Annotated in this window: 15 protein-coding genes; 7 read left to right on the forward strand and 8 right to left on the reverse strand. The window is 74.0% G+C overall.

Annotated features, from left to right (window positions below):
- Positions 1-132 precede the first annotated feature (132 nt).
- Positions 133-2,949 (reverse strand): preprotein translocase subunit SecA, encoded by a 2,817-nt coding sequence (gene secA, locus ACGFZL_RS21225; protein ID WP_355176330.1) that lies wholly within the window; start codon positions 2,947-2,949, stop codon positions 133-135.
- A gap of 249 nt (positions 2,950-3,198) precedes the next feature.
- Here secA and ACGFZL_RS21230 point away from each other — a divergent pair, with 249 nt between their 5' ends.
- Together ACGFZL_RS21230 and ACGFZL_RS21235 are read left to right on the forward strand one after the other, a co-directional pair.
- Positions 3,199-3,816, forward strand: a complete 618-nt coding sequence (locus tag ACGFZL_RS21230) for a GNAT family N-acetyltransferase (protein WP_355176331.1) — start codon at positions 3,199-3,201, stop codon at positions 3,814-3,816.
- Positions 3,813-5,000: a winged helix-turn-helix domain-containing protein gene (locus ACGFZL_RS21235; protein ID WP_393693734.1), complete on the forward strand. Its 1,188-nt coding sequence runs from the start codon at positions 3,813-3,815 to the stop codon at positions 4,998-5,000. The genes ACGFZL_RS21230 and ACGFZL_RS21235 overlap by 4 nt, the downstream gene beginning before the upstream one ends.
- Here the strand turns inward: ACGFZL_RS21235 and ACGFZL_RS21240 are convergent, their stop codons facing one another.
- From ACGFZL_RS21240 to mtnA, 7 genes are all read right to left on the reverse strand, one after another.
- Positions 5,001-5,747 carry a response regulator gene (locus tag ACGFZL_RS21240; RefSeq protein ID WP_393693736.1) on the reverse strand — a complete coding sequence of 249 codons (747 nt, stop codon included), beginning with the start codon at positions 5,745-5,747 and terminating at the stop codon, positions 5,001-5,003.
- 233 nt (positions 5,748-5,980) lie between these two features.
- Positions 5,981-6,673: a ribosome hibernation-promoting factor, HPF/YfiA family gene (hpf, locus tag ACGFZL_RS21245; RefSeq protein ID WP_355176334.1), complete on the reverse strand. Its 693-nt coding sequence runs from the start codon at positions 6,671-6,673 to the stop codon at positions 5,981-5,983.
- A 256-nt stretch (positions 6,674-6,929) separates the two neighbouring features.
- Positions 6,930-7,808 carry a ComF family protein gene (locus ACGFZL_RS21250; protein WP_393693738.1) on the reverse strand — a complete coding sequence of 293 codons (879 nt, stop codon included), beginning with the start codon at positions 7,806-7,808 and terminating at the stop codon, positions 6,930-6,932.
- A gap of 100 nt (positions 7,809-7,908) precedes the next feature.
- Positions 7,909-9,654, reverse strand: a complete 1,746-nt coding sequence (locus ACGFZL_RS21255; protein WP_393693768.1) for an LpqB family beta-propeller domain-containing protein — start codon at positions 9,652-9,654, stop codon at positions 7,909-7,911.
- Between the two features lie 85 nt (positions 9,655-9,739).
- Positions 9,740-11,836, reverse strand: a complete 2,097-nt coding sequence (gene mtrB / locus ACGFZL_RS21260; RefSeq protein ID WP_393693740.1) for an MtrAB system histidine kinase MtrB — start codon at positions 11,834-11,836, stop codon at positions 9,740-9,742.
- Position 11,837: 1 nt separating this feature from the next.
- A complete protein-coding gene (gene mtrA, locus ACGFZL_RS21265; RefSeq protein WP_355176337.1) occupies positions 11,838-12,527 on the reverse strand; it encodes a two-component system response regulator MtrA in 690 nt (229 codons plus the stop codon).
- A 4-nt stretch (positions 12,528-12,531) separates the two neighbouring features.
- The gene (gene mtnA, locus ACGFZL_RS21270; protein ID WP_393693743.1) at positions 12,532-13,674 is read right to left on the reverse strand and encodes an S-methyl-5-thioribose-1-phosphate isomerase; all 1,143 of its coding nucleotides are present in this window, start codon (positions 13,672-13,674) and stop codon (positions 12,532-12,534) included.
- Positions 13,675-13,814: 140 nt separating this feature from the next.
- Between mtnA and ACGFZL_RS21275 the strand changes: the two genes are divergently transcribed.
- The 5 genes from ACGFZL_RS21275 to ACGFZL_RS21295 are packed head-to-tail and all read left to right on the forward strand — an operon-like array spanning position 13,815 to position 19,497.
- Positions 13,815-15,230 (forward strand): glycerophosphoryl diester phosphodiesterase membrane domain-containing protein, encoded by a 1,416-nt coding sequence (locus tag ACGFZL_RS21275; RefSeq protein WP_393693745.1) that lies wholly within the window; start codon positions 13,815-13,817, stop codon positions 15,228-15,230.
- A gap of 43 nt (positions 15,231-15,273) precedes the next feature.
- Positions 15,274-15,969: a DUF4129 domain-containing protein gene (locus ACGFZL_RS21280; protein WP_393693770.1), complete on the forward strand. Its 696-nt coding sequence runs from the start codon at positions 15,274-15,276 to the stop codon at positions 15,967-15,969.
- On the forward strand, positions 15,966-17,171 hold the full coding sequence (locus ACGFZL_RS21285) for a DUF4350 domain-containing protein (RefSeq protein ID WP_393693747.1): 1,206 nt from the start codon (positions 15,966-15,968) through the stop codon (positions 17,169-17,171). The genes ACGFZL_RS21280 and ACGFZL_RS21285 overlap by 4 nt, the downstream gene beginning before the upstream one ends.
- Positions 17,168-18,187 carry an AAA family ATPase gene (locus tag ACGFZL_RS21290; protein ID WP_393693749.1) on the forward strand — a complete coding sequence of 340 codons (1,020 nt, stop codon included), beginning with the start codon at positions 17,168-17,170 and terminating at the stop codon, positions 18,185-18,187. Before ACGFZL_RS21285 ends, ACGFZL_RS21290 begins: the two co-directional genes overlap by 4 nt.
- Positions 18,187-19,497 carry a DUF58 domain-containing protein gene (locus tag ACGFZL_RS21295; RefSeq protein WP_393693751.1) on the forward strand — a complete coding sequence of 437 codons (1,311 nt, stop codon included), beginning with the start codon at positions 18,187-18,189 and terminating at the stop codon, positions 19,495-19,497. Before ACGFZL_RS21290 ends, ACGFZL_RS21295 begins: the two co-directional genes overlap by 1 nt.
- Positions 19,498-19,589: the final 92 nt, after the last annotated feature.

Genomic DNA, 19,589 nt, shown 5'->3' on the forward strand with positions numbered 1-19,589 from the left:
ACGACGCCACACGCCCCCGGCAGGGCCCGCGCAGGGACGGCTGACCGGCCCCGGAGCGCGCGTTCGGCGCCCCCGGACAGGCCGAAGGGCCGGTCGCCTCGTCGGCGGCCGGCCCCTCGTACGACCCTCAGGTCACTTCTTGCGGCGCCGCCCGCCACCCTTCGCGGCCTTGCGGCGCTCCGCGCGGGTGAGGCCGTCGCCCTCGGCGGGCCCGCCCTCGTCGTCCGCGGCGAAGTCGCCCTCGACCACGCCGCCCTCGCCGTCCACCGTCGGCGCGGAGAAGTGCAGCTCCCGGCGCTGCGGGGCGTCCAAGCCCTTGGCGCGGATCTCGGGACGCGCCCCCGCCTGCACGGGCACCGCGTCCGCGCCCTCGGCCGGCGCCGGCACGGTGTCCGCGACGGGAACCTCCTCGACCTGCTGCTCGACCTGGACCTCCAGGTTGAACAGATAGCCGACGGACTCCTCCTTGATGCCCTCCATCATGGCGGTGAACATGTCGAAGCCCTCGCGCTGGTACTCCACCAGCGGGTCCTTCTGGGCCATCGCGCGCAGGCCGATGCCCTCCTGGAGGTAGTCCATCTCGTAGAGGTGCTCGCGCCACTTGCGGTCCAGGACCGACAGCACGACCCGCCGCTCCAGCTCCCGCATGATCTCGGAGCCGAGCTGCGCCTCGCGCGCCTCGTACTGCTCCAGGACGTCGTCCTTGATGGACTCGCCGATGAACTCCGCGGTCAGCCCGGCCCGGTCGCCGGCCGCCTCCTCCAGCTCCTCCACGGTGATCTTCACCGGGTAGAGCTGCTTGAAGGCGCCCCACAGCCGGTCCAGGTCCCAGTCCTCGGGGAAGCCCTCGGCGGTCTCGGCCTGGACATAGGCGTCGATCGTGTCGTTCATGAAGTGCTGGATCTGCTCCTGGAGGTCCTCGCCCTCCAGGACGCGGCGCCGCTCGCCGTAGATGACCTCGCGCTGGCGGTTGAGGACCTCGTCGTACTTCAGGACGTTCTTGCGGGTCTCGAAGTTCTGCGTCTCGACCTGCGACTGCGCGGAGGCGATCGCGCGGGTGACCATCTTGTTCTCGATCGGCACGTCGTCCGGCACGTTGGCCATCGACATCACGCGCTCGACCATCTGCGCCTTGAACAGCCGCATCAGGTCGTCGCCCAGGGAGAGGTAGAACCGGGACTCGCCGGGGTCGCCCTGACGGCCGGAACGACCGCGCAGCTGGTTGTCGATGCGCCGCGACTCGTGCCGCTCGGTGCCGAGCACATACAGGCCGCCGAGCTTCTCGACCTCGTCCTTCTCGGCCTTGACCGCCTGCTCGGCCCGCTCCAGGGCGGTGGGCAGCGCCGCGGCCCACTCCTCGATGTGCTCCTCGGGGTCGAGGCCGCGCTGGCGCAGCTCCGCCTCGGCGAGATCCTCGGGGTTGCCGCCGAGCTTGATGTCGGTACCGCGGCCGGCCATGTTCGTGGCGACGGTGACCGAGCCCTTGCGGCCGGCCTGGGCGACGATGATCGCCTCCCGGTCGTGCTGCTTGGCGTTGAGCACCTCGTGCTGCACGCCGCGCTTGCTGAGCTGCTGCGAGAGGTACTCGGACTTCTCGACCGAGGTGGTGCCGACCAGGATCGGCTGGCCCTTCTCGTGCTTCTCGGCGATGTCGTCGACGACCGCCTCGAACTTGGCGACCTCGGTGCGGTAGATCAGGTCCGACTGGTCCAGGCGGACCATCGGCTTGTTGGTCGGGATCGGGACGACGCCGAGCTTGTAGATCTGGTGGAACTCGGCGGCCTCGGTCATCGCCGTACCGGTCATGCCGGAGAGCTTGCCGTAGAGGCGGAAGAAGTTCTGGAGGGTGATCGTGGCGAGCGTCTGGTTCTCGTCCTTGATGTCCACCCCTTCCTTCGCCTCGATCGCCTGGTGCATGCCCTCGTTGTAGCGGCGGCCGGCGAGGATGCGGCCGGTGTGCTCGTCGACGATCATGACCTCGCCGTCGAGGACGACGTAGTCCTTGTCCTTCTTGAAGAGTTCCTTCGCCTTGATGGCGTTGTTCAGATAGCCGACGAGCGGGGTGTTCACCGACTCGTAGAGGTTGTCGATGCCCAGCCAGTCCTCGACCTTGGCGACGCCCGACTCGTGGATGGCGACGGTGCGCTTCTTCTCGTCCACGTCGTAGTCGCCGGTCTCCTCCAGGCCCTTGAGGGGGTTGCCCGCCTCGCCGCGCTTGAGGCGGGTGACCAGCTTGGCGAAGTCGCCGTACCACTTGGTGGCCTGGTCGGCGGGGCCGGAGATGATCAGCGGCGTACGGGCCTCGTCCACCAGGATGGAGTCGACCTCGTCCACGATGGCGAAGTTGTGGCCGCGCTGGACCAGCTCGTCCTTCGACCAGGCCATGTTGTCGCGCAGGTAGTCGAAGCCGAACTCGTTGTTCGTGCCGTAGGTGATGTCGCAGCCGTACATCTCGCGGCGCTGGGCCGGGGTCATGTTGGCGAGGATGCAGCCGACGTTCAGGCCCAGGAACTTGTGGACGCGACCCATCATCTCGGAGTCGCGCTCGGCCAGGTAGTCGTTGACCGTGACGATGTGCACGCCGTCGCCCGACAGCGCGTTCAGATACGCGGGCAGGGTGCCGACCAGGGTCTTGCCCTCGCCGGTCTTCATCTCGGCGACATAGCCGAGGTGCAGGGCGGCGCCGCCCATCAGCTGCACGTCGTAGTGGCGCTGGCCCAGGACGCGCTTGGCGGCCTCGCGGACGGTGGCGAAGGCCTCCGGCAGCAGGTCGTCCAGGCTCTCGCCGTCGGCGTAGCGCTGCCGGTACTCATCGGTGAGGGCCCGCAGCTCGGCGTCGGAGAGGTCGGTGAAGTCCTCTTCGATGGAGTTGACCTGGTCCGCGATGCGGTGCAGCTTGCGCAGGATCTTGCCTTCGCCTGCACGCATGATCTTCGAGAGGACGGACACGGGGGTTGGTCTCCTTGCCGGTCGGGCCTGGGACGGTCGGTTTCCTTGACTCACTGAGCAACGGCCATCGTATGCGAGGACCCCGCCGCCCCGGGAGGCCCTGCGGCGGCGGTCCGCCGTCACCCCGTCCAACGTCCGGGGCCCGCCGATGGTGCCGCATGCCGCCGACATTCGTACGAAACGTGCCCGCCCGTTCACCCGGCGAAAACGCGATGGCGTCCCGGGCGGCCCGCCCAGCAGAATCGGCCGATGGAACCGTTGACGCTGACCACCGAACGCCTCGTCCTGCGCGCCCCCGGTCCGGCGGACACGGACACCGTGTACGCCGCCTGCCAGGACCCCGACATCCAGCGCTGGACCACGGTCCCCTCGCCCTACCGCCCCGAGCACGCGAGCGGCTTCACCGGGCTGCTGGTCCCGGCCGGCTGGGCGGGCGACTCCATGTTCACGCTCGGCGCCTTCCTGCCCTCCGGGGAGCTGGCCGCCATGACGGGCGTCACGATGCACGCCCCCGGCGTCGGCGAGCTGGGCTACTGGTGCGCCAAGGAGCACCGCGGCCGCGGTTACGTCACCGAGGCGTGCGCCGCCCTGGCCCGCTGGGTGCTCACCGAGCGGGGCGTCGACCGCCTGGAGTGGCGCGCCGAGGTCGGCAACCACGCCTCCCGCGCGGTGGCCGAACGCCTCGGCTTCGTCATGGAGGGCACCCTGCGTGCCGGCCTCGACAACAACGGCGTACGCCGGGACGTCTGGATCGGCTCCCTGCTCCCGTCCGACCTGTCGCTGCCGTCGGCGGCCCCCTACCTCCCGGCCCCCGCGCCCGACGGCTCCCCCGCTGTCACACCCACCGCCTATCGTGCGGACGTATGACGACGCTCCCGCCGCCCGCCACGGAACTCTCCGCCGACGAGGCCCGCCGCCTCGCCCTCCGCGCACAGGGCTTCCTCGGCGCCCCGGACCGCCGCGCCGGCGTCCGCGGGGTGCTGCGGCACCTGGGCGCGGTGCAGCTCGACACCATCTCCGTCCTCGCCCGCTCCCACGAGCTGATCCCCTACGCCCGCCTCGGCGCGGTGGGCCGCGCGGCCGTCGAGGCCGCCTACTGGAAGCCGGCCGGCGCGCCGCCCCGCGCCTTCGAGTACTGGTCGCACGCCGCGTGCATCCTGCCCGTCGAGGAGTGGCCGCACTTCGCCTTCCGCCGCCGCACCTACCGCGCCCGCCCGCACTGGGGCCACCACCTGCCCGAGGGTGCCTACGAGCAGGTGATCGCGCAGCTGCGCGCCGAGGGCCCGCTCACCGCCACCGACCTGGGCGGCGCGAAGCGGACCAGCGAGTGGTGGGACTGGTCGGGCACCAAGGTCGCCGTCGAGCGGGCGCTGATGTACGGCGAGGTGGTCTGCGTGGAGCGCCGCGGCTGGAAGCGGGTGTACGACCTCGCCGAGCGCGCGATCCCGGCCGAGCTGCTCCACGACGACCTGGACGACCGCGAGTGCCTGCGCCGCCTGGTCCGGCTGGCCGGCGAGGCCCTCGGCGTGGGCACCCGCGCGGACATCGCCGACTACCACCGGCTCAAGGCCGAGCAGGTCGACGCGGTGATCGCCGACTCGGGTCTGGTGCCGGTGAGCGTGGCGGGCTGGGCGCGTCCCGCCTGGGCGGACCCGGCGGCCCTGGCGACGCCACCGCGCGGCCGGCACCGCACGACGCTGCTGTCCCCCTTCGACTCCTTGGTCTGGGAGCGGGCGCGCACCGAGCGGATCTTCGGCTTCACCCACCGCCTGGAGGCCTACGTGCCCAGGCCGAAGCGGGTGCACGGCTACTTCGCGATGCCGGTCCTGGCCGGCGGGCGGCTGATCGGCCGGGTCGACCCGGCGCGCGAGGGGCGCACCCTGGTGGCCAGGCAGGTCACGTTGGACGGCCCGAGGGCGGTGCCGGCGGTGGCCCAGGCGCTGGTCGAGGCGGCGGGCTGGGTGGGCTGCACGGACGTGCGGGTGGAGCGGATCGACGCGGCGGAACTGCACGGGCCGCTCACGAAGGAGCTCGCCCGCCTGCTGACGTGATCAGCGGATCTCGAGGATCTTCTCCCGCATCGCGTAGACCACGGCCTCCATCCGGGAGTGCAGCTGGAGCTTCTCCAGGATGTTGCGCACGTGGTTCTTCACGGTGTTCTCGGAGATGAACAGCTCCTTGGCGATGTCCCGGTTGTTCATCCCGGTGGCGACCAGCTTCAGCACCTCCAGCTCCCGGTCGGTGAGCCGCGGCGCGGGCACCAGGCGACGCTCGTCGGTGCGCTGGATCATCGACTTGAACTCGGTGAGCAGCTTCGACGCCATGGAGGGGCTGATCTGCGACTGCCCGTCGGCGACCGCGCGGATGGCGGTGGCCACCTCGTCGGTGGAGATCTCCTTGAGGAGATAGCCGGTCGCGCCCGCCTTGATGGCCTCGTAGAGGTCGGCTTCCTCGTCGCTTATGGTCAGCATGATGATCTTGGCGCTGGGGGCGACCTCCTTGATCGAGGTGCACGCCTCGATCCCGCCCCTCCGAGGCATCCGCACATCCATCAGCACGATGTCCGGCAGCAGGTCGGCGGCCTTCTCCACGGCCTCGGCGCCGTCCCCGGCCTCGCCGACGACCTGGATGTCCTCCTCGGCCTGGAGCACGATCTCCAGACCGCGGCGGAACAGCGCGTGGTCGTCCACGACCAGGACCCTGATCGGCTCCGTGCGCGCGGCGCCCTCCTCCGGGCCCACGCCGACGACGCCAGGGGGGCCGTCGTCGTCCCGCATCGGTCCGAAACTGTCCGCCATCGTTCCTCCCCCTGAAGGCCGCGGCCTCAAGGTCCCGAGCCATCGCCGCCCCCGCCAACCCAGGGCAACCGCCCACCGGTTGGGCTGTCGACGCCATGATTCCACGTCCGGACGACGCCGCGGTGACGAAGCCGCGGCCTGCGGCGGAGCACGGCGAGCGCACCGTCGCACACCGGTGCCCCTGGGGGCGCGTACGCGCTCCAGGGGCACCGTCCCGTTGTCACCCGGCGTCGTCAGCCACCGAGCGCGTCGCCCGCGTCGGGGGCGTGCGTCTGCGTGACCATCGTGTCCGTCGTCAGGTGGATCACGCCGTAGTCGTAGGCGTGCCGCCGGTAGACGACGCTGGGTTCCTTGGTCTCGGAGTCGACGAACAGGTAGAAGTCGTGCCCGACCAGCTCCATCTCGTAGAGCGCCTGGTCGAGGGACATGGGGGCGGCCACGTGGGTCTTCTCGCGGACGACGAGGGGTCCGTCGCCCTGGACCTCCAGCGAGCCGATCTTCTTGGTGGGTACGCCGTCCACCGGCTCCTGGGGGATGACGTCCCCGGCGCTGTTCAGCGTCGCCGCGCCCGGGACGTGGTCGGCGACCTCCGCGGCCGGGATCCGCCGCGATCCGCGGCGCGAGAAGCGCTTGTCGTGCTGCTTGCGCAGCCGGGCGTCCAGCTTCTCCGCCGCCAGGTCGAGCGCCGCGTAGGGGTCGCTCGCCGCCGCCTCCGCGCGGATCACCGGGCCGCGCGAGCGGAGCGTGATCTCCACCCGGTCGCAGCGGTCGGCCTGCCGCGGGTTCGGCTCCTTGGACACCTCGACGTCGAGGCTGATCACCTTGCCATCGAGCTTCTGGATCTTCTCCAGCTTCAGCTTCTCGGCCACGTGCTTCCGGAACCGCTCGGGCACCTCGGTCTTGCGGCCCTTGACGACGATGTCCACGCAGAACTCCGTTCCCGGATAGCTCCGCTTCCACGGCGGAGCGTCTCCCTTTTGCACCAGGCTCCGGTGGGTCCCGGAACCTCGGACTCGGTGACGTCCACCTCCTCCCCAACGGGCAGGATCTGCATTCCACCGGTGCGGGTGACGAGGGTCGACCTCGCAGCACGGCGGTCGGTTGCGTAAGGTCTGGCCTGCGGCTTTTCCTCACAACCGAACATATCTCGCCCGGACGGAAGTCGTCACCCTCTCGCTCGCCCTACCTCCGTTCCAGTGAATTCAGCCGGTTTTCGCTTGCGTCCGGAGAAGCCGCCACCACCGCGGCGCGGACCCCGTCCCGGACCACGTCACCGCCTCCGTTCGGGCCCTCCTCGGTTGCGGGCCCGGCCTTCCGTTCCTCTCTGCCTTCCCCTGCCGCAGAGGGATACACGGACCATTTCGTGCTCCCGTACGAGTACCTCTCCAGACCCCGCTCCGCGCCCCGAGACGCCCGCACCGCGCGGGCCGCCTCCGCGAGGGACGCCCCGGTCGTCATCAGGTCGTCGACCAGGACCACCGGCCCCCCGCCCGACAGCAGCCGGCCGCCACCGCGCACCACCGCCAGCGCGCCCCGCAGGTTCTCCAGCCGCTCCCGGGCGGCCAGCCCCGACTGGTCGGCCACCGCGTGCCGCTGGCGCAGCACGGCCAGCACCCGCGCGGGAGTACCGCTCCGGCGCAGCTCCCCCGCCGCCGCGAGGGCGATCCGCCGCACCGGGTCGTGCCCCCGGGCCCGCACCGCCCGCCGCGCGGAGGGCACCGGCACGAGCAGCACCGCGCCGCGCCCCGCAGCCGGCCCCTCCCGCGCCGCCGCCGATCCGGCCCGCACCGCCCCGGCGAGGGCCGCGCCGAGCGGGCCGGTGAGCGCCAGCGCGCCCCGTTCCTTGTGGGCGAGGAGCGCGGCCCGCACCTCGTCCCCGTACCGGGTCGCCGCGTGCACGGCCGGCAGTCCCGGCGGCTCCGGATCCGGCCGGGCCCGCCACGGTTCGGTCCCGGTCAGCGCCGCCCGGCACCGGGAGCACAGCACCGCGCCGGCCCTGCCGCAGCCCTCGCACTCGGCCGGCAGCACCAGGTCGGCCATCTCCCGCCACCATCCGCGCATGGCCTCACTGTGCCGGGCCCCGCGCCGCCCTGCCAGACCTGTGGAAAACCCCTCCCCAGATCATCCACAGGCCCAGCCCATCCACGGGCGCCACCCGCCGTCACCCCGGATAGACCGGCCCGGTCCCCTCGGTCACCTTCTGCCACTGCGCCCCCGACGGCAGCCGCACGATCAGGTCCTCGGAGTGCCCGACCAGCGGCAGCCGCTCGTCCTCGGTCGCGGCGATCTCCCGCACCCCGGTCAGCGCCGCCGGCACCGACACCTCCGGCGCCGACCCGTCGACCTGCACGTACCCGATCTGCTGGACGCCCCCGCGCTCCCGCCCGACCACCACGAGCCGGCTGTCCCCGGCCCACGACATCGCCGTGACCTCCTCAAGCCCCGGGGTCGCCGAGCGCAGCCCGAGGACGCTGATCTCCGGCCCCCGGGAGTCGTCCCCGCCCCGGGCGATCCGCCCGATGAGCAGCGACCGCTCCCCGTCCTTCTCCACCACGAGCGCGATGCGCACCCCGTCGGCCGCGACCCGTACCGCCTGGATCCGCCCGTCCAGGCCCTGCGTCGCCACCTCCACCGGCGCGCCCTCCCCCTCGCGCAGCACCAGCAGCCGCGGCCGGGCCGGATCGCGGTCGGCCACCCACAGGTCGCCGCGCGGATCCCAGCTGGGCGGCGTCAGCCGGTCCCCCTCCGTCTTGCCGCCACTGACCAGCACCGGGTCCCCGAGCGGCCCACCCGACACCAGCGAGCCGACGTACAGCCCGCGCCGCCCGGGGCCGATCCCGGCCGCGCTGTGCTCGTCGCGGGAGACCGCCACCGACCGCAGCGCCAGGCCGCCCCCGCCGAACGCGCCGGGCACCGGCTCGGGCCGGGTGCCGCCGCTGCCCGCGGCGATGCGCACCAGGCGCTGCTGGTCGTTGACGAAGTACAGGTAGTCGGGGCGGTGGGCGGAGCCGCGGGCGGCGACCGCTTCGGCGCGGTCCTCGGTGAGGGCGCACAGCTGCCGGCCGCCGGAGCGCAGTTCGACCTCCTCGACCGTCGGGGCGAGGCTCTGCAGCGTGTAGAGGAGCTGCGCCGCCATCCCGTCGCAGGTGTCCGCGTCGACCCGGGCGGCCCGGGCGTTCAGCGGCACCGTCAGCTTGTTGTTGTCGTCCGGCGCCAGCGAGACGACGTCCTTCGCCAGCGCCGTACCACGCGGGAAGCTGGTGCGGACGGCGGGCCCCAGCGTGCTGGTCGGCCCGTCGATCAGGGACCGCACCACCTGGGTCATCGGGTCCACCAGGCGCCGCACGTAGACCGGGTCGGCGACGGCGGCCGGCCGCGCCTCGGCGCCGGCCTCGACCTTCGCGGCGGCGTCCGAGGCGAAGTAGTACGTGTTGACCGACGTGTAGGTGCGCTGGAAGTCCGACTTGCCCACGATGACGCCCTGCGGCACCGTGTCGATGCGCCACTGCCCGCTCTTGCGGTCCTTGGTGAGGTGCACCGGCTCGCGGTAGTCGCCGCCGGCCGGCGCGTACGCCTGCTGCGCGTCGACCGTGGCGACCCGGGTGCCGGTCAGGGTGACGGCGTAGGCGTCGCCGGCCTCGCGGCCGCCGGAGCGGCCGAACTCGGTGCTCGGGCCGCCGGCGAGCACCGTGGTGGACTGCTCGGGCCGCCACTTCTTCGCCGCGTCGCCGGTCAGGTACTTGCGCGCCGTCTCGTAGTGCGGGTCGTCGCTGGTCAGCGCCTCCAGGAAGCCCTGCACGATGTCATAGGGCGCGGCGCCCTCCGGCGGCGGCATCGCGAAGACCCGCACCTGCGGGTCCTGCCGGGGCGTGGACTCCACGCCCCGCAGGTCCCCGCTGTCCGGCATCGACGCGCAGCCGGCCAGCAGGACGGCGCCGCAGACGGCGTACACCACCGCGCGCCCCGGCGTGCGCCGGGCGCCCCCCTCGCGGTCAGCGTCCTCGTCCACGGCTTGCCTCCCCTTGCCTGCCGGCGTCCTGGTGCCCGCCCCGGCCCCCGGGCGGGGGTGTGCCCTCCGGCCCGCCACCGGAGCCGGTTCCGCCGCCGGTGCCGGGCGCGGGCCGCGGCACCACGCGCGCGCCACTGCCGGGCAGCGCGGTCGGGTCGACCGCGGGCGCCGCGGTGCCCTGGCGCGGCGGTATCGGGCCCCGGTCCGGCACCTTCGAGGCGGGTCCGGGCTGCGACGGCACCGCCGTCGCGGGACCGGCGGCCACCGGGCCGGTCTCCGCCGCGCCGGCGTCCTGCAGTCCGCGGCTGCGGCGCGAGTCGGCCGGCTCCAGCGGTATCGGCGAGCCCCGCAGCGGCTCGTCCGCCGTCCGCGGCAGCGTCAGCCGGAACTGCGAGCCGCCACCCGGCTCCCCCCACGCCTGCAGCCAGCCGCCGTGCAGCCGGGCGTCCTCGAGGGCTATCGACAACCCGAGGCCCGTGCCGCCCGTGGTACGCGCGCGTGCCGGGTCGGCCCGCCAGAAGCGGCTGAAGACCCGGGTGGCCTCGCCGGGCTTGAGCCCGACGCCGTAGTCGCGCACCGCGACGGCCACCGCGCCGCCGGCCGCGGCCAGCTTGACCACGACGTCCTTGCCCTCGCCGTGCTCGACGGCGTTGACGACGAGATTGCGCAGCACCCGCTCCACGCGCCGGGCATCGGCCTCGGCGACGACGGGCTGCTGGTCGCCGGCGACGAGGATCCGCGTCCGCTTGCGCTCGGCCAGCGGCTCGGCGCCGCTGACCACCCGGCGCACCACCACGCGCAGGTCGATCGGCTCGGCCTCCAGGGCCGCCGCGCCCGCGTCGAACCGGCTGATCTCCAGCAGGTCGGCGAGGAGCGTCTCGAACCGGTCCAGCTGGTCGGCGAGCAGTTCCGCCGAGCGCGCGGTCACCGGATCGAAGTCCACGCGCGCGTCGTGGATGACGTCGGCGGCCATCCGCACGGTGGTCAACGGCGTGCGCAGCTCGTGGGAGACGTCGGAGACGAACCGCCGCTGCATCCGCGACAGGTCCTCCAGCTGGCTGATCTTGAGCTGGAGGTTCTGCGCCATCTTGTTGAACGCCTCGCCGAGCCGGGCGATGTCGTCCTCGCCGGTGACCTTCATCCGCTCCTGAAGGCGCCCGGCAGACAGCCGCTCGGCGATGCTCGCCGCCATCCGCACCGGCGTGACCACCTGGCGCACCACGAGCCAGGCGATCGCCCCGAGCAGCACGACGACGAACAGCCCGGCGGTCGCCAGCGTGCCCTTGATCAAGCTGAGCGACTTCTCCTCCTGCGTCAGCGGGAAGAGGTAGTACAGCTGGTACGGCTCCCCGTTCGGGTCGTTGACCTGCTTGCCGATCACCAGCGCCGGCTGGGACGGCTGGCCGGAGGCGGTGGTGTAGACGACCCGGGTGTAGCTCTGGGCCGCCGCGGTGGAACCGTCGACGCGGTCGCGCAGGTCCTCGGGCACGCTGGCCGGGGGCTCGACGCCGCCGGAGGCGCGCGGGAAGCGCCCGCTGCCGCTCTCGCCGCCCATCGGCAGGGTGGCCACGTCGAAGGCGCCCTGGCCGCCGCTGGAGAGCGACTTGACCAGCTCGCTCATCCACTCGGTGAGGTTCTGCGAGGGACGGCCGTCGACGGACACCGCATCGTCGCCGCCGACCGCAGAGGCCGCCTCGTCGGCCTTCTGCTTGGCCGCCGCGAAGCCGCCGGTGGCCTGGGACTGCGAGGCGCGCACCTTGGCGTCGAGCAGGCCGTTGCGGACCTGCCCGATCACCACGAAGCCGAGCAGCAGGACCACGCCGAGCGACATCAGCAGCGTGGTGGCGACGACCTTGAGCTGGATGTTGCGCCGCCACAGCCGCATCACCGGCAGCAGCGGCCGGCGCACCCAGCGGGTGAAGAGCCGCAGCAGCGGGCTGCTGCCCTGCACCTGGCCGTGCAGCAGCCCGCCCGCGGGCAGCCGGCGCGGCCGGGAGCCGGCGTCCTCGGGGCCGACAGGCCGCCCGGCGGGGGTCCCGGACCGGCCGGGGGTCGCCGAAGCGGCACTGTCCCTGCTCATGTCAGCTCGGTCCGGCCTTGTACCCGACGCCGCGGACGGTCACCACGATCTCCGGGCGCTCCGGGTCCTTCTCGACCTTGGAGCGCAGCCGCTGCACGTGGACGTTGACCAGCCGGGTGTCGGCCGCGTGCCGGTAGCCCCAGACCTGCTCCAGGAGCACCTCCCGGGTGAACACCTGCCACGGCTTGCGGGCCAGGGCCACCAGGAGGTCGAACTCCAGCGGGGTCAGCGCGATCGACTGCCCCTCCCGCTTCACGGAGTGCCCGGCCACGTCGATGACCAGGTCCCCTATGGTGAGCTGCTCCGGCGCCGGCTCCTCCGACCTGCGCAGCCGGGCCCGGATGCGGGCCACCAGCTCCTTGGGCTTGAACGGCTTGACGATGTAGTCGTCGGCGCCGGACTCCAGGCCGACGACCACATCGACGGTGTCGCTCTTCGCCGTCAGCATCACGATGGGCACACCCGACTCCGCCCGGATCAGGCGGCACACCTCGATGCCGTCCCGGCCGGGCAGCATCAGGTCGAGCAGCACCAGGTCAGGCTTCGCCTCCCGGAAGGCGGCCAGCGCCTTGTCGCCGTCGGCCACGAAAGACGGCTCAAAACCCTCGCCACGCAGCACAATGCCGAGCATCTCGGCCAGCGCGGTGTCGTCGTCGACGACAAGGACTCGTCCCTTCATGGAGGACATCATCCCATCAGCTCATGGTGACCTGGCGTGACCTGGCACACAGGTCGGCCAGCGCCTCTCCCGTGACGGGCGAGACGACCCCCGCCTCGGTGACGATCGCCGTCACCAACTCGGGTGGTGTCAGGTCGAACGCCGGGTTGTACGCCTGGGTTCCCAGCGGGGCCACCGGGATCCCGCCACCCGACCCGCTGACCGGCACCTGCGGCGCCATGACCTCGGTCACCTCGTACCCGGGACGCTGCTCGATCTCGATGGCCGCCCCGTCCGGCGTGTCCGGGTCCAGCGAGGTCAGCGGGGCGACCACGACGAACGGCACGTGGTGGTAGCGCGCGAGCACCGCCAGCGGGTAGGTGCCCACCTTGTTCGCCACCGTGCCGTCGGCCGCGATCCGGTCCGCCCCGACCAGCACCGCGTCCACCTCGCCCGCCGCGAACAGCGAACCGGCCGCGTTGTCGGTGAGCAGCGTGTACGCCATGTCGTTGCGCGCCGCCTCGTACGCCGTCAGCCGGGCGCCCTGCAGCAGCGGACGCGTCTCGTCCACCCACAGCCGGCGCAGCCGCCCCGCCCGGTGCGCGGCGAGCGCCACCGCGAAGGCGGTGCCCTCGCCGCCCGACACGAGCGCGCCGCTGTTGCAGTGCGTGAGCAGCCGGTGGCCGCCGCCGGGCAGCAGCTCGTCCAGGAGCGCCGTGCCGTGCTCGGCCATCCGGGCGCTGGCGGCGGCGTCCTCGCGGTGCAGCGCCCGCGCCGCCTCCAGCGCGGCCGCCGCGGCCCGTCCGGGGTCACCGGTCGCCGCGACCGTCTCGCGGTACGCCGCCTTGGCCCGCCGCACGCCGACGGCGAGGTTCACCGCGGTGGGCCGGGCGCCGGTCAGCGCCGTCGCGGCCTCCTCCACGTCGAAGCCCCGCACGGCGGCGAGCGCGACGCCGTAGGCGCCCGCGATGCCGAGCAGCGGCGCGCCGCGCACGGCGAGGGAGTGGATCGCCTCGACGAGCGCGGAGGCGTCCGTGCAGACCAGTTCGACCTCCTCGGACGGGAGCCTCGTCTGGTCCAGGAGGACCAGCACCGGGCCCTCGGGTGGTTCCTCCCAGCGAAGCGCCGGTATCTCGGTGGGCCGCTTGTCCTCGCCGCTCTGCGCGTACTGATCAGCCATGCGGTCAGTCTGCCCGCTAACCGGCGGACAATTGAAGGTGCCGACGGCCTACCGCGCCCGGTCCGCGGCCCACCGCCCCATGGCACGATGGCTGCCAACCTGCCGCCGCGACCGCGGACGGGCACCGTGAAGGAGCGACGATGAACGACTCTCCGGGCTGGGCCTCGCCCGGATCCGCCCCGTCCGACGGGCGGGACCCCGGCGCGTCCGGCCCCGCCGACCGCCCCGCCCAGGACCGGTCCGGAGCGTCCGGCGAGCCCTCGGGTCCCGCAGAGCCTTCGCCGCCCGCGAACGACCCGGCCGCGCAGCCGTCGGGCCCCGGCCCGAAGTGGTCCCCGCAGCAGCCGCCCCCCGGCCAGTGGTCCGCGCCCACCGGCCCCGGCCAGGCGCCACCCGCGCCGCCGGCCGGCGGCCAGGGCCAGGCCCCCGGCCACGGCCAGGGCTGGGGCCAGGGCTGGGGCGCTCCGCCCCCCGGCGGTCACGGAGGCTACGGCGGCCCCGGAGGCTACGGCGGCTATGGCGGCGGCCCGGGCGGCTGGGGAGGCCCGCCCGGCGGCTGGGGCGGACCCCCGCCCGCGGCCAAGCCCGGCGTGATACCCCTGCGCCCGCTGGGCGTCGGCGAGATCCTCGACGGCGCGGTCTCCACCATGCGCACCTACTGGCGCACGGTCCTCGGCATCTCGCTGACCGTCGCCGTCTTCTCCGAGATCCTCGTCGTCCTCCTCCAGGGCCTCGTCCTGGACAACACCGGCAGCACCGACGCGCTCAACGACCCCGACGCCACCGTGGGCGAAGTCAGCGACGCCATGGTCGACACGGCGATCAACTCCGGCGTCGTCCTCCTGATCTCCCTCATCGGCACCGTCGTCGCCACCGCCCTGCTGACCACCGTCACCAGCCGCGCCGTCCTCGGCAGGTCCGTGACCATCGGCGAGGCGTGGCGGGACGCCCGCCCACAGCTGCCGAGGCTGTTCGGCCTCATCGTCTCGCTGCTGCTCCTGGCCGCCGCCATCGTCGCCGCCGGCTCCCTGCCCGGCGTCCTCGTCGCCCTCACCGCCGACAAGGGGGTGGGCGCGGCCCTGGCGGTGTTCGGCATGCTCGGCGCCGGCGTGGTCGCCCTGTGGATCATGATCCGCTTCTCGCTGGCGTCGCCCGCGCTGATGCTGGAGAAGCAAGGCATCAAGAAGGCGCTGAGCCGCTCGGTGAAGCTGGTGCGCGGCTCCTGGTGGCGGGTCTTCGGCATCCAGTTGCTCGCGGGGGTCATCGCGAACATCGTCGCGTCGATCATCGTCATCCCGTTCAGCTTCCTCGCCGCCGCCCTCAGCGGCGACGGCGTCGGCGGCCTCCTGGAGGGCACCGGCGACCTCGGCTGGACCTACCTGATCATCAGCGGCGTCGGCTCGGTGATCGGCTCCATGATCACCTTCCCGATCACCGCAGGCGTCACCGTGCTGCTCTACATCGACCAGCGCATCCGCCGCGAGGCCCTCGACCTCGAACTGGCCCGCGCCGCCGGCCCCCAGGACGCCCGCCCCGGCTCCACCCCGGGGAGCTGATGCGGTGAGCCGCTCGGGGGAGCTTCTCGCACAGGCACACCTCCTGGGGCACGCGGCCGTCCCGGCGCGCGCCCGGTCGCTGCCGCGCTCCGGCGACGAACCGCCGGTGACCGTCCCGCGCGACCCCGCGCGGGAGGCGGCGCGCCGCGAGCTGTCCAAGCGCATGTACCACGAGAACGACCCCAGCTGGTTCCAGCGGGCCCTCAACGCCTTCTGGGACTGGGTCGGCGACCTCTTCGACACGGCGTCCGCCGCGACCCCCGGCGGGGCGCTCGGCCTGTTCGTCGTCGTCCTGGCCGTCCTCGCCGTGCTCGGCGCGCTCTGGTGGCGCCTGGGCACCCCGCGCCGCGGGCCGGTCTCCGCCGCCGCCCTCTTCGACGACCGTCCGCGCAGCGCCGCCGAACACCGCTCGGCCGCCGACGCGCACGCCGCCCAGGGCCACTGGAGCCAGGCCGTGCGGGAACGCATGCGGGCCGTCGTCCGCGCCCTGGAGGAACGCGCCCTGCTCGACGTCCGCCCCGGCCGCACCGCCGCCGAGGCAGCCGCCGAGGCAGCCCGCGCCCTGCCCGCCCACGGCGACCGACTGCGCGCCGCCGCCCGGGACTTCGACGACGTCACATACGGCGGACGCCCCGGCACCGAGCAGGCGTACCGGCGCCTCACCGCCCTCGACCACGACCTGACCCGCGCCAAGCCCCTCCTGGCCGGCACCGACACCCGCCGGGGAGCCGCCGGATGACCGCGGAGGCCACGCTCCCCGCCACCTCCGCCGCGCCCACCGCCCGCCAGGTGTGGACCCGCGCGCGCGGCATCACCCTCGCGCTCGTCGTCGTGCTGGCCGCCGCCGTCGCCATCGCCGTGGTCCGCTCGGACACCCGGCACGGCGAACTCGACCCCCGCTCCGCCGCCCCGCACGGCAGCCGGGCCGTCGCCGAACTCCTCGCCGACCGGGGCGTGTCCACCCGCGTGGTCACCACCCTGGCCGACGCCCGCGCCGCGGCCGGGCCGGACACCACGCTGCTGGTCGCCGTCCCCGACCGGCTGACGCAACGCCAGCAGGACGACCTGCGCGCCACCACCGCCGACTCCGGCAGCCGCACCGTCCTCGTCGCCCCCGGCGCCCGGGCCACCGACCGCCTCGCCCCCGGCGTCACCGCCGCTCCCCCGGCCGGCACCGGCACCACCCTCGCCCCCGGCTGCGCCCTGCCCGCCGCCCGCCGCGCGGGCACCGCCGACACCGCCGGCATCCGCTACCGCACCGCCCTCCCCGGCGCCGACGCCTGCTACCCCAGCGAGGGCGCGGCCACCCTCCTGCGCGTCCCCGACCAGGCCCCCGAGGAAGACGCCGCCCAGGGCGACACGGTCCTCCTCGGCGCCCCCGACATCCTCCTCAACGACCGCCTCGACGAGCACGGCAACGCCTCGCTCGCCCTCCAACTCCTCGGTTCGCGCCCTCATCTCGTCTGGTACCTCCCCTCGCTCTCCGACACCACCGCCTCCGACGACGAGCGCGGCTTCCTGGACCTGATCCCCGGCGGCTGGCTCTGGGGCACCCTGCAGCTCTTCGTCGCCGCGGCCCTCGCCGCCCTGTGGCGGGCCCGCCGCTTCGGCCCCCTCGTGCCCGAGCGGCTGCCCGTCGCGATCCGCGCCTCCGAGACCGCCGAGGGCCGCGCCCGCCTCTACCGCAGGACCAAGGCACGCGACCGCGCCTCGACCGCTCTTCGCTCCGCCACCCGCACCCGCCTCGCCCCTCTCGTCGGTGTCCCCGTCTCCCAGGCGCACACGCCCGAGACCCTGCTCCCCGCCCTGTCCGCCCACCTCCACGGCGACGAACCCGCCCTGCCCGACCTGCTCTTCGGCCCGCCCCCCGCCGACGACCCGGCCCTCGTGGCCCTCGCCGACCGACTCGACGCCCTCGAAAGAGAGGTACGCCGTCCATGATGGACCCGACCACTGACAATGCCGGGCGCACCGGTGAGAACCGGGGCAACGGGGAGTACGCGGACAAGGCCGACGCCCGCGCCGCCCTGGAGGCCCTGCGGGCGGAGATCGCCAAGGCCGTGGTCGGCCAGGACGCCGCCGTCACCGGCCTCGTCGTCGCCCTGCTGTGCCGCGGCCACGTCCTCCTCGAGGGCGTCCCCGGCGTCGCCAAGACCCTGCTGGTCCGCGCCCTGGCCGCCGCCCTCGACGTCGACACCAAGCGCGTCCAGTTCACCCCGGACCTCATGCCGAGCGACGTGACCGGCTCGCTGATCTACGACGCCCGCACCGCCGAGTTCTCCTTCCAGCCCGGCCCGGTCTTCACCAACCTCCTCCTGGCCGACGAGATCAACCGCACCCCGCCCAAGACGCAGTCCTCCCTCCTGGAGGCCATGGAGGAACGCCAGGTCACCGTCGACGGCACCCCCCGCGCCCTCCCCGACCCGTTCCTGGTCGCCGCCACCCAGAACCCCGTCGAGTACGAGGGCACCTACCCCCTCCCGGAAGCCCAGCTGGACCGCTTCCTGCTCAAGCTGACCGTCCCCCTGCCCTCCCGCGCGGACGAGATCGACGTCCTCACCCGCCACGCCGCCGGCTTCAACCCGCGTGACCTGCACGCCGCCGGCGTACGCCCCGTCGCCACCGCCGCCGACCTGGCCGCCGCCCGCGACGAGGTCGCCCGCACCACCGTCTCCCCCGAGATCACCGCCTACGTCGTCGACCTGTGCCGCGCCACCCGCGAGTCGCCGTCCCTCACCCTCGGCGTCTCCCCGCGCGGCGCCACCGCCCTGCTGTCGACCGCCCGCGCCTGGGCCTGGCTGACCGGCCGCGACTACGTCACCCCCGACGACGTGAAGGCCCTCGCCCTGCCGACCCTGCGGCACCGCGTCCAGCTGCGCCCCGAGGCCGAGATGGAGGGCGTCACCGCCGACTCCGTCATCAACGCGATCCTCGCGCACGTCCCGGTCCCCCGCTGATGGCGCTCACCGGACGCGCCGCCCTCGTCGCGGCCCTCGCCTCGCTCCCCGTCGGCCTCTGGGACCCGGGCTGGACGGGCATCCTCGCCGTCAACGCCCCCTTGGCCGCCGCCTGCGCCTGCGACTTCGCGCTGGCCGCCCCGGTCCGCCGCCTCGGCCTGACCCGCTCCGGCGACACCTCCACCCGTCTGGGCGACACCGCGGACGTCACCCTGACGGTCACCAACCCGTCCCGCCGCCCGTTGCGCGCCCAACTCCGCGACGCCTGGCCGCCCAGCACCTGGCGGCCCGGCACGGAGACGGACGCCTCCCGGCACCGGCTCACCGTGCCCCCCGGCGAACGCCGGCGCGTCACCACCCGCCTCAGCCCGACCCGCCGCGGCGACCGCCAGGCCGACCGCGTCACCATCCGCTCCTACGGCCCCCTCGGCCTCTTCACCCGCCAGGGCACCCACCGCGTCCCGTGGACGGTACGCGTCCTACCGCCCTTCACCAGCCGCAAACACCTGCCGTCCAAGCTCTCCCGCCTGCGCGAACTCGACGGCCGCACCAGCGTCCTGACCCGAGGCGAGGGCACCGAGTTCGACAGCCTGCGCTCCTACGTCCCCGGCGACGACACCCGCTCCATCGACTGGCGGGCCACCGCCCGTCAGACCACGGTCGCCGTACGCACCTGGCGCCCCGAGCGCGACCGGCACATCCTCATCGTCCTCGACACCGGCCGCACCTCCGCCGGCCGCGTCGGCGACGCCCCGCGCCTGGACGCCGCCATGGACGCCGCCCTGCTCCTCGCCGCCCTCGCCTCCCGCGCGGGCGACCGCGTCGACCTGCTGGCCTACGACCGCCGGGTACGCGCCCTGGTCCAGGGCCGCACCGCCGGCGACGTCCTGCCGTCCCTGGTCACGGCCATGGCCACGCTGGAGCCGGAACTGACGGAGACCGACGCGCGCGGCCTCACCGCCACCGCCCTCCGCTCGGCCCCCCGCCGCTCCCTGATCGTGCTCCTGACGACCCTGGACGCGGCCCCCGTCGAGGAGGGCCTGCTCCCGGTACTCCCCCAGCTCACCCAACGCCACACGGTCCTGCTCGCCTCGGTGGCGGACCCGCACATCGCGGGCATGGCGAAGGCCCGCGGCACCACCGAGTCGGTCTACGAGGCGGCAGCAGCAGCCCAGTCCCAGGAGGAACGCCGCCGCACGGCAGACCGCCTCCGCCGCTACGGCGTGACGGTGGTGGACGCGACCCCGGAGGAACTCCCGCCGACGCTGGCCGACGCGTACCTCGAACTGAAGGCGACGGGCCGGCTGTAAACGCAGAAAGGCCCCGCACCATAAACGGTGCGGGGCCTTCCCCTAATGATTGTTCGGCGGCGTCCTACTCTCCCACAGGGTCCCCCCTGCAG

Source organism: Streptomyces sp. NPDC048182, assembly GCF_043202555.1.
Classification (GTDB): Bacteria; Actinomycetota; Actinomycetes; order Streptomycetales; family Streptomycetaceae; genus Streptomyces.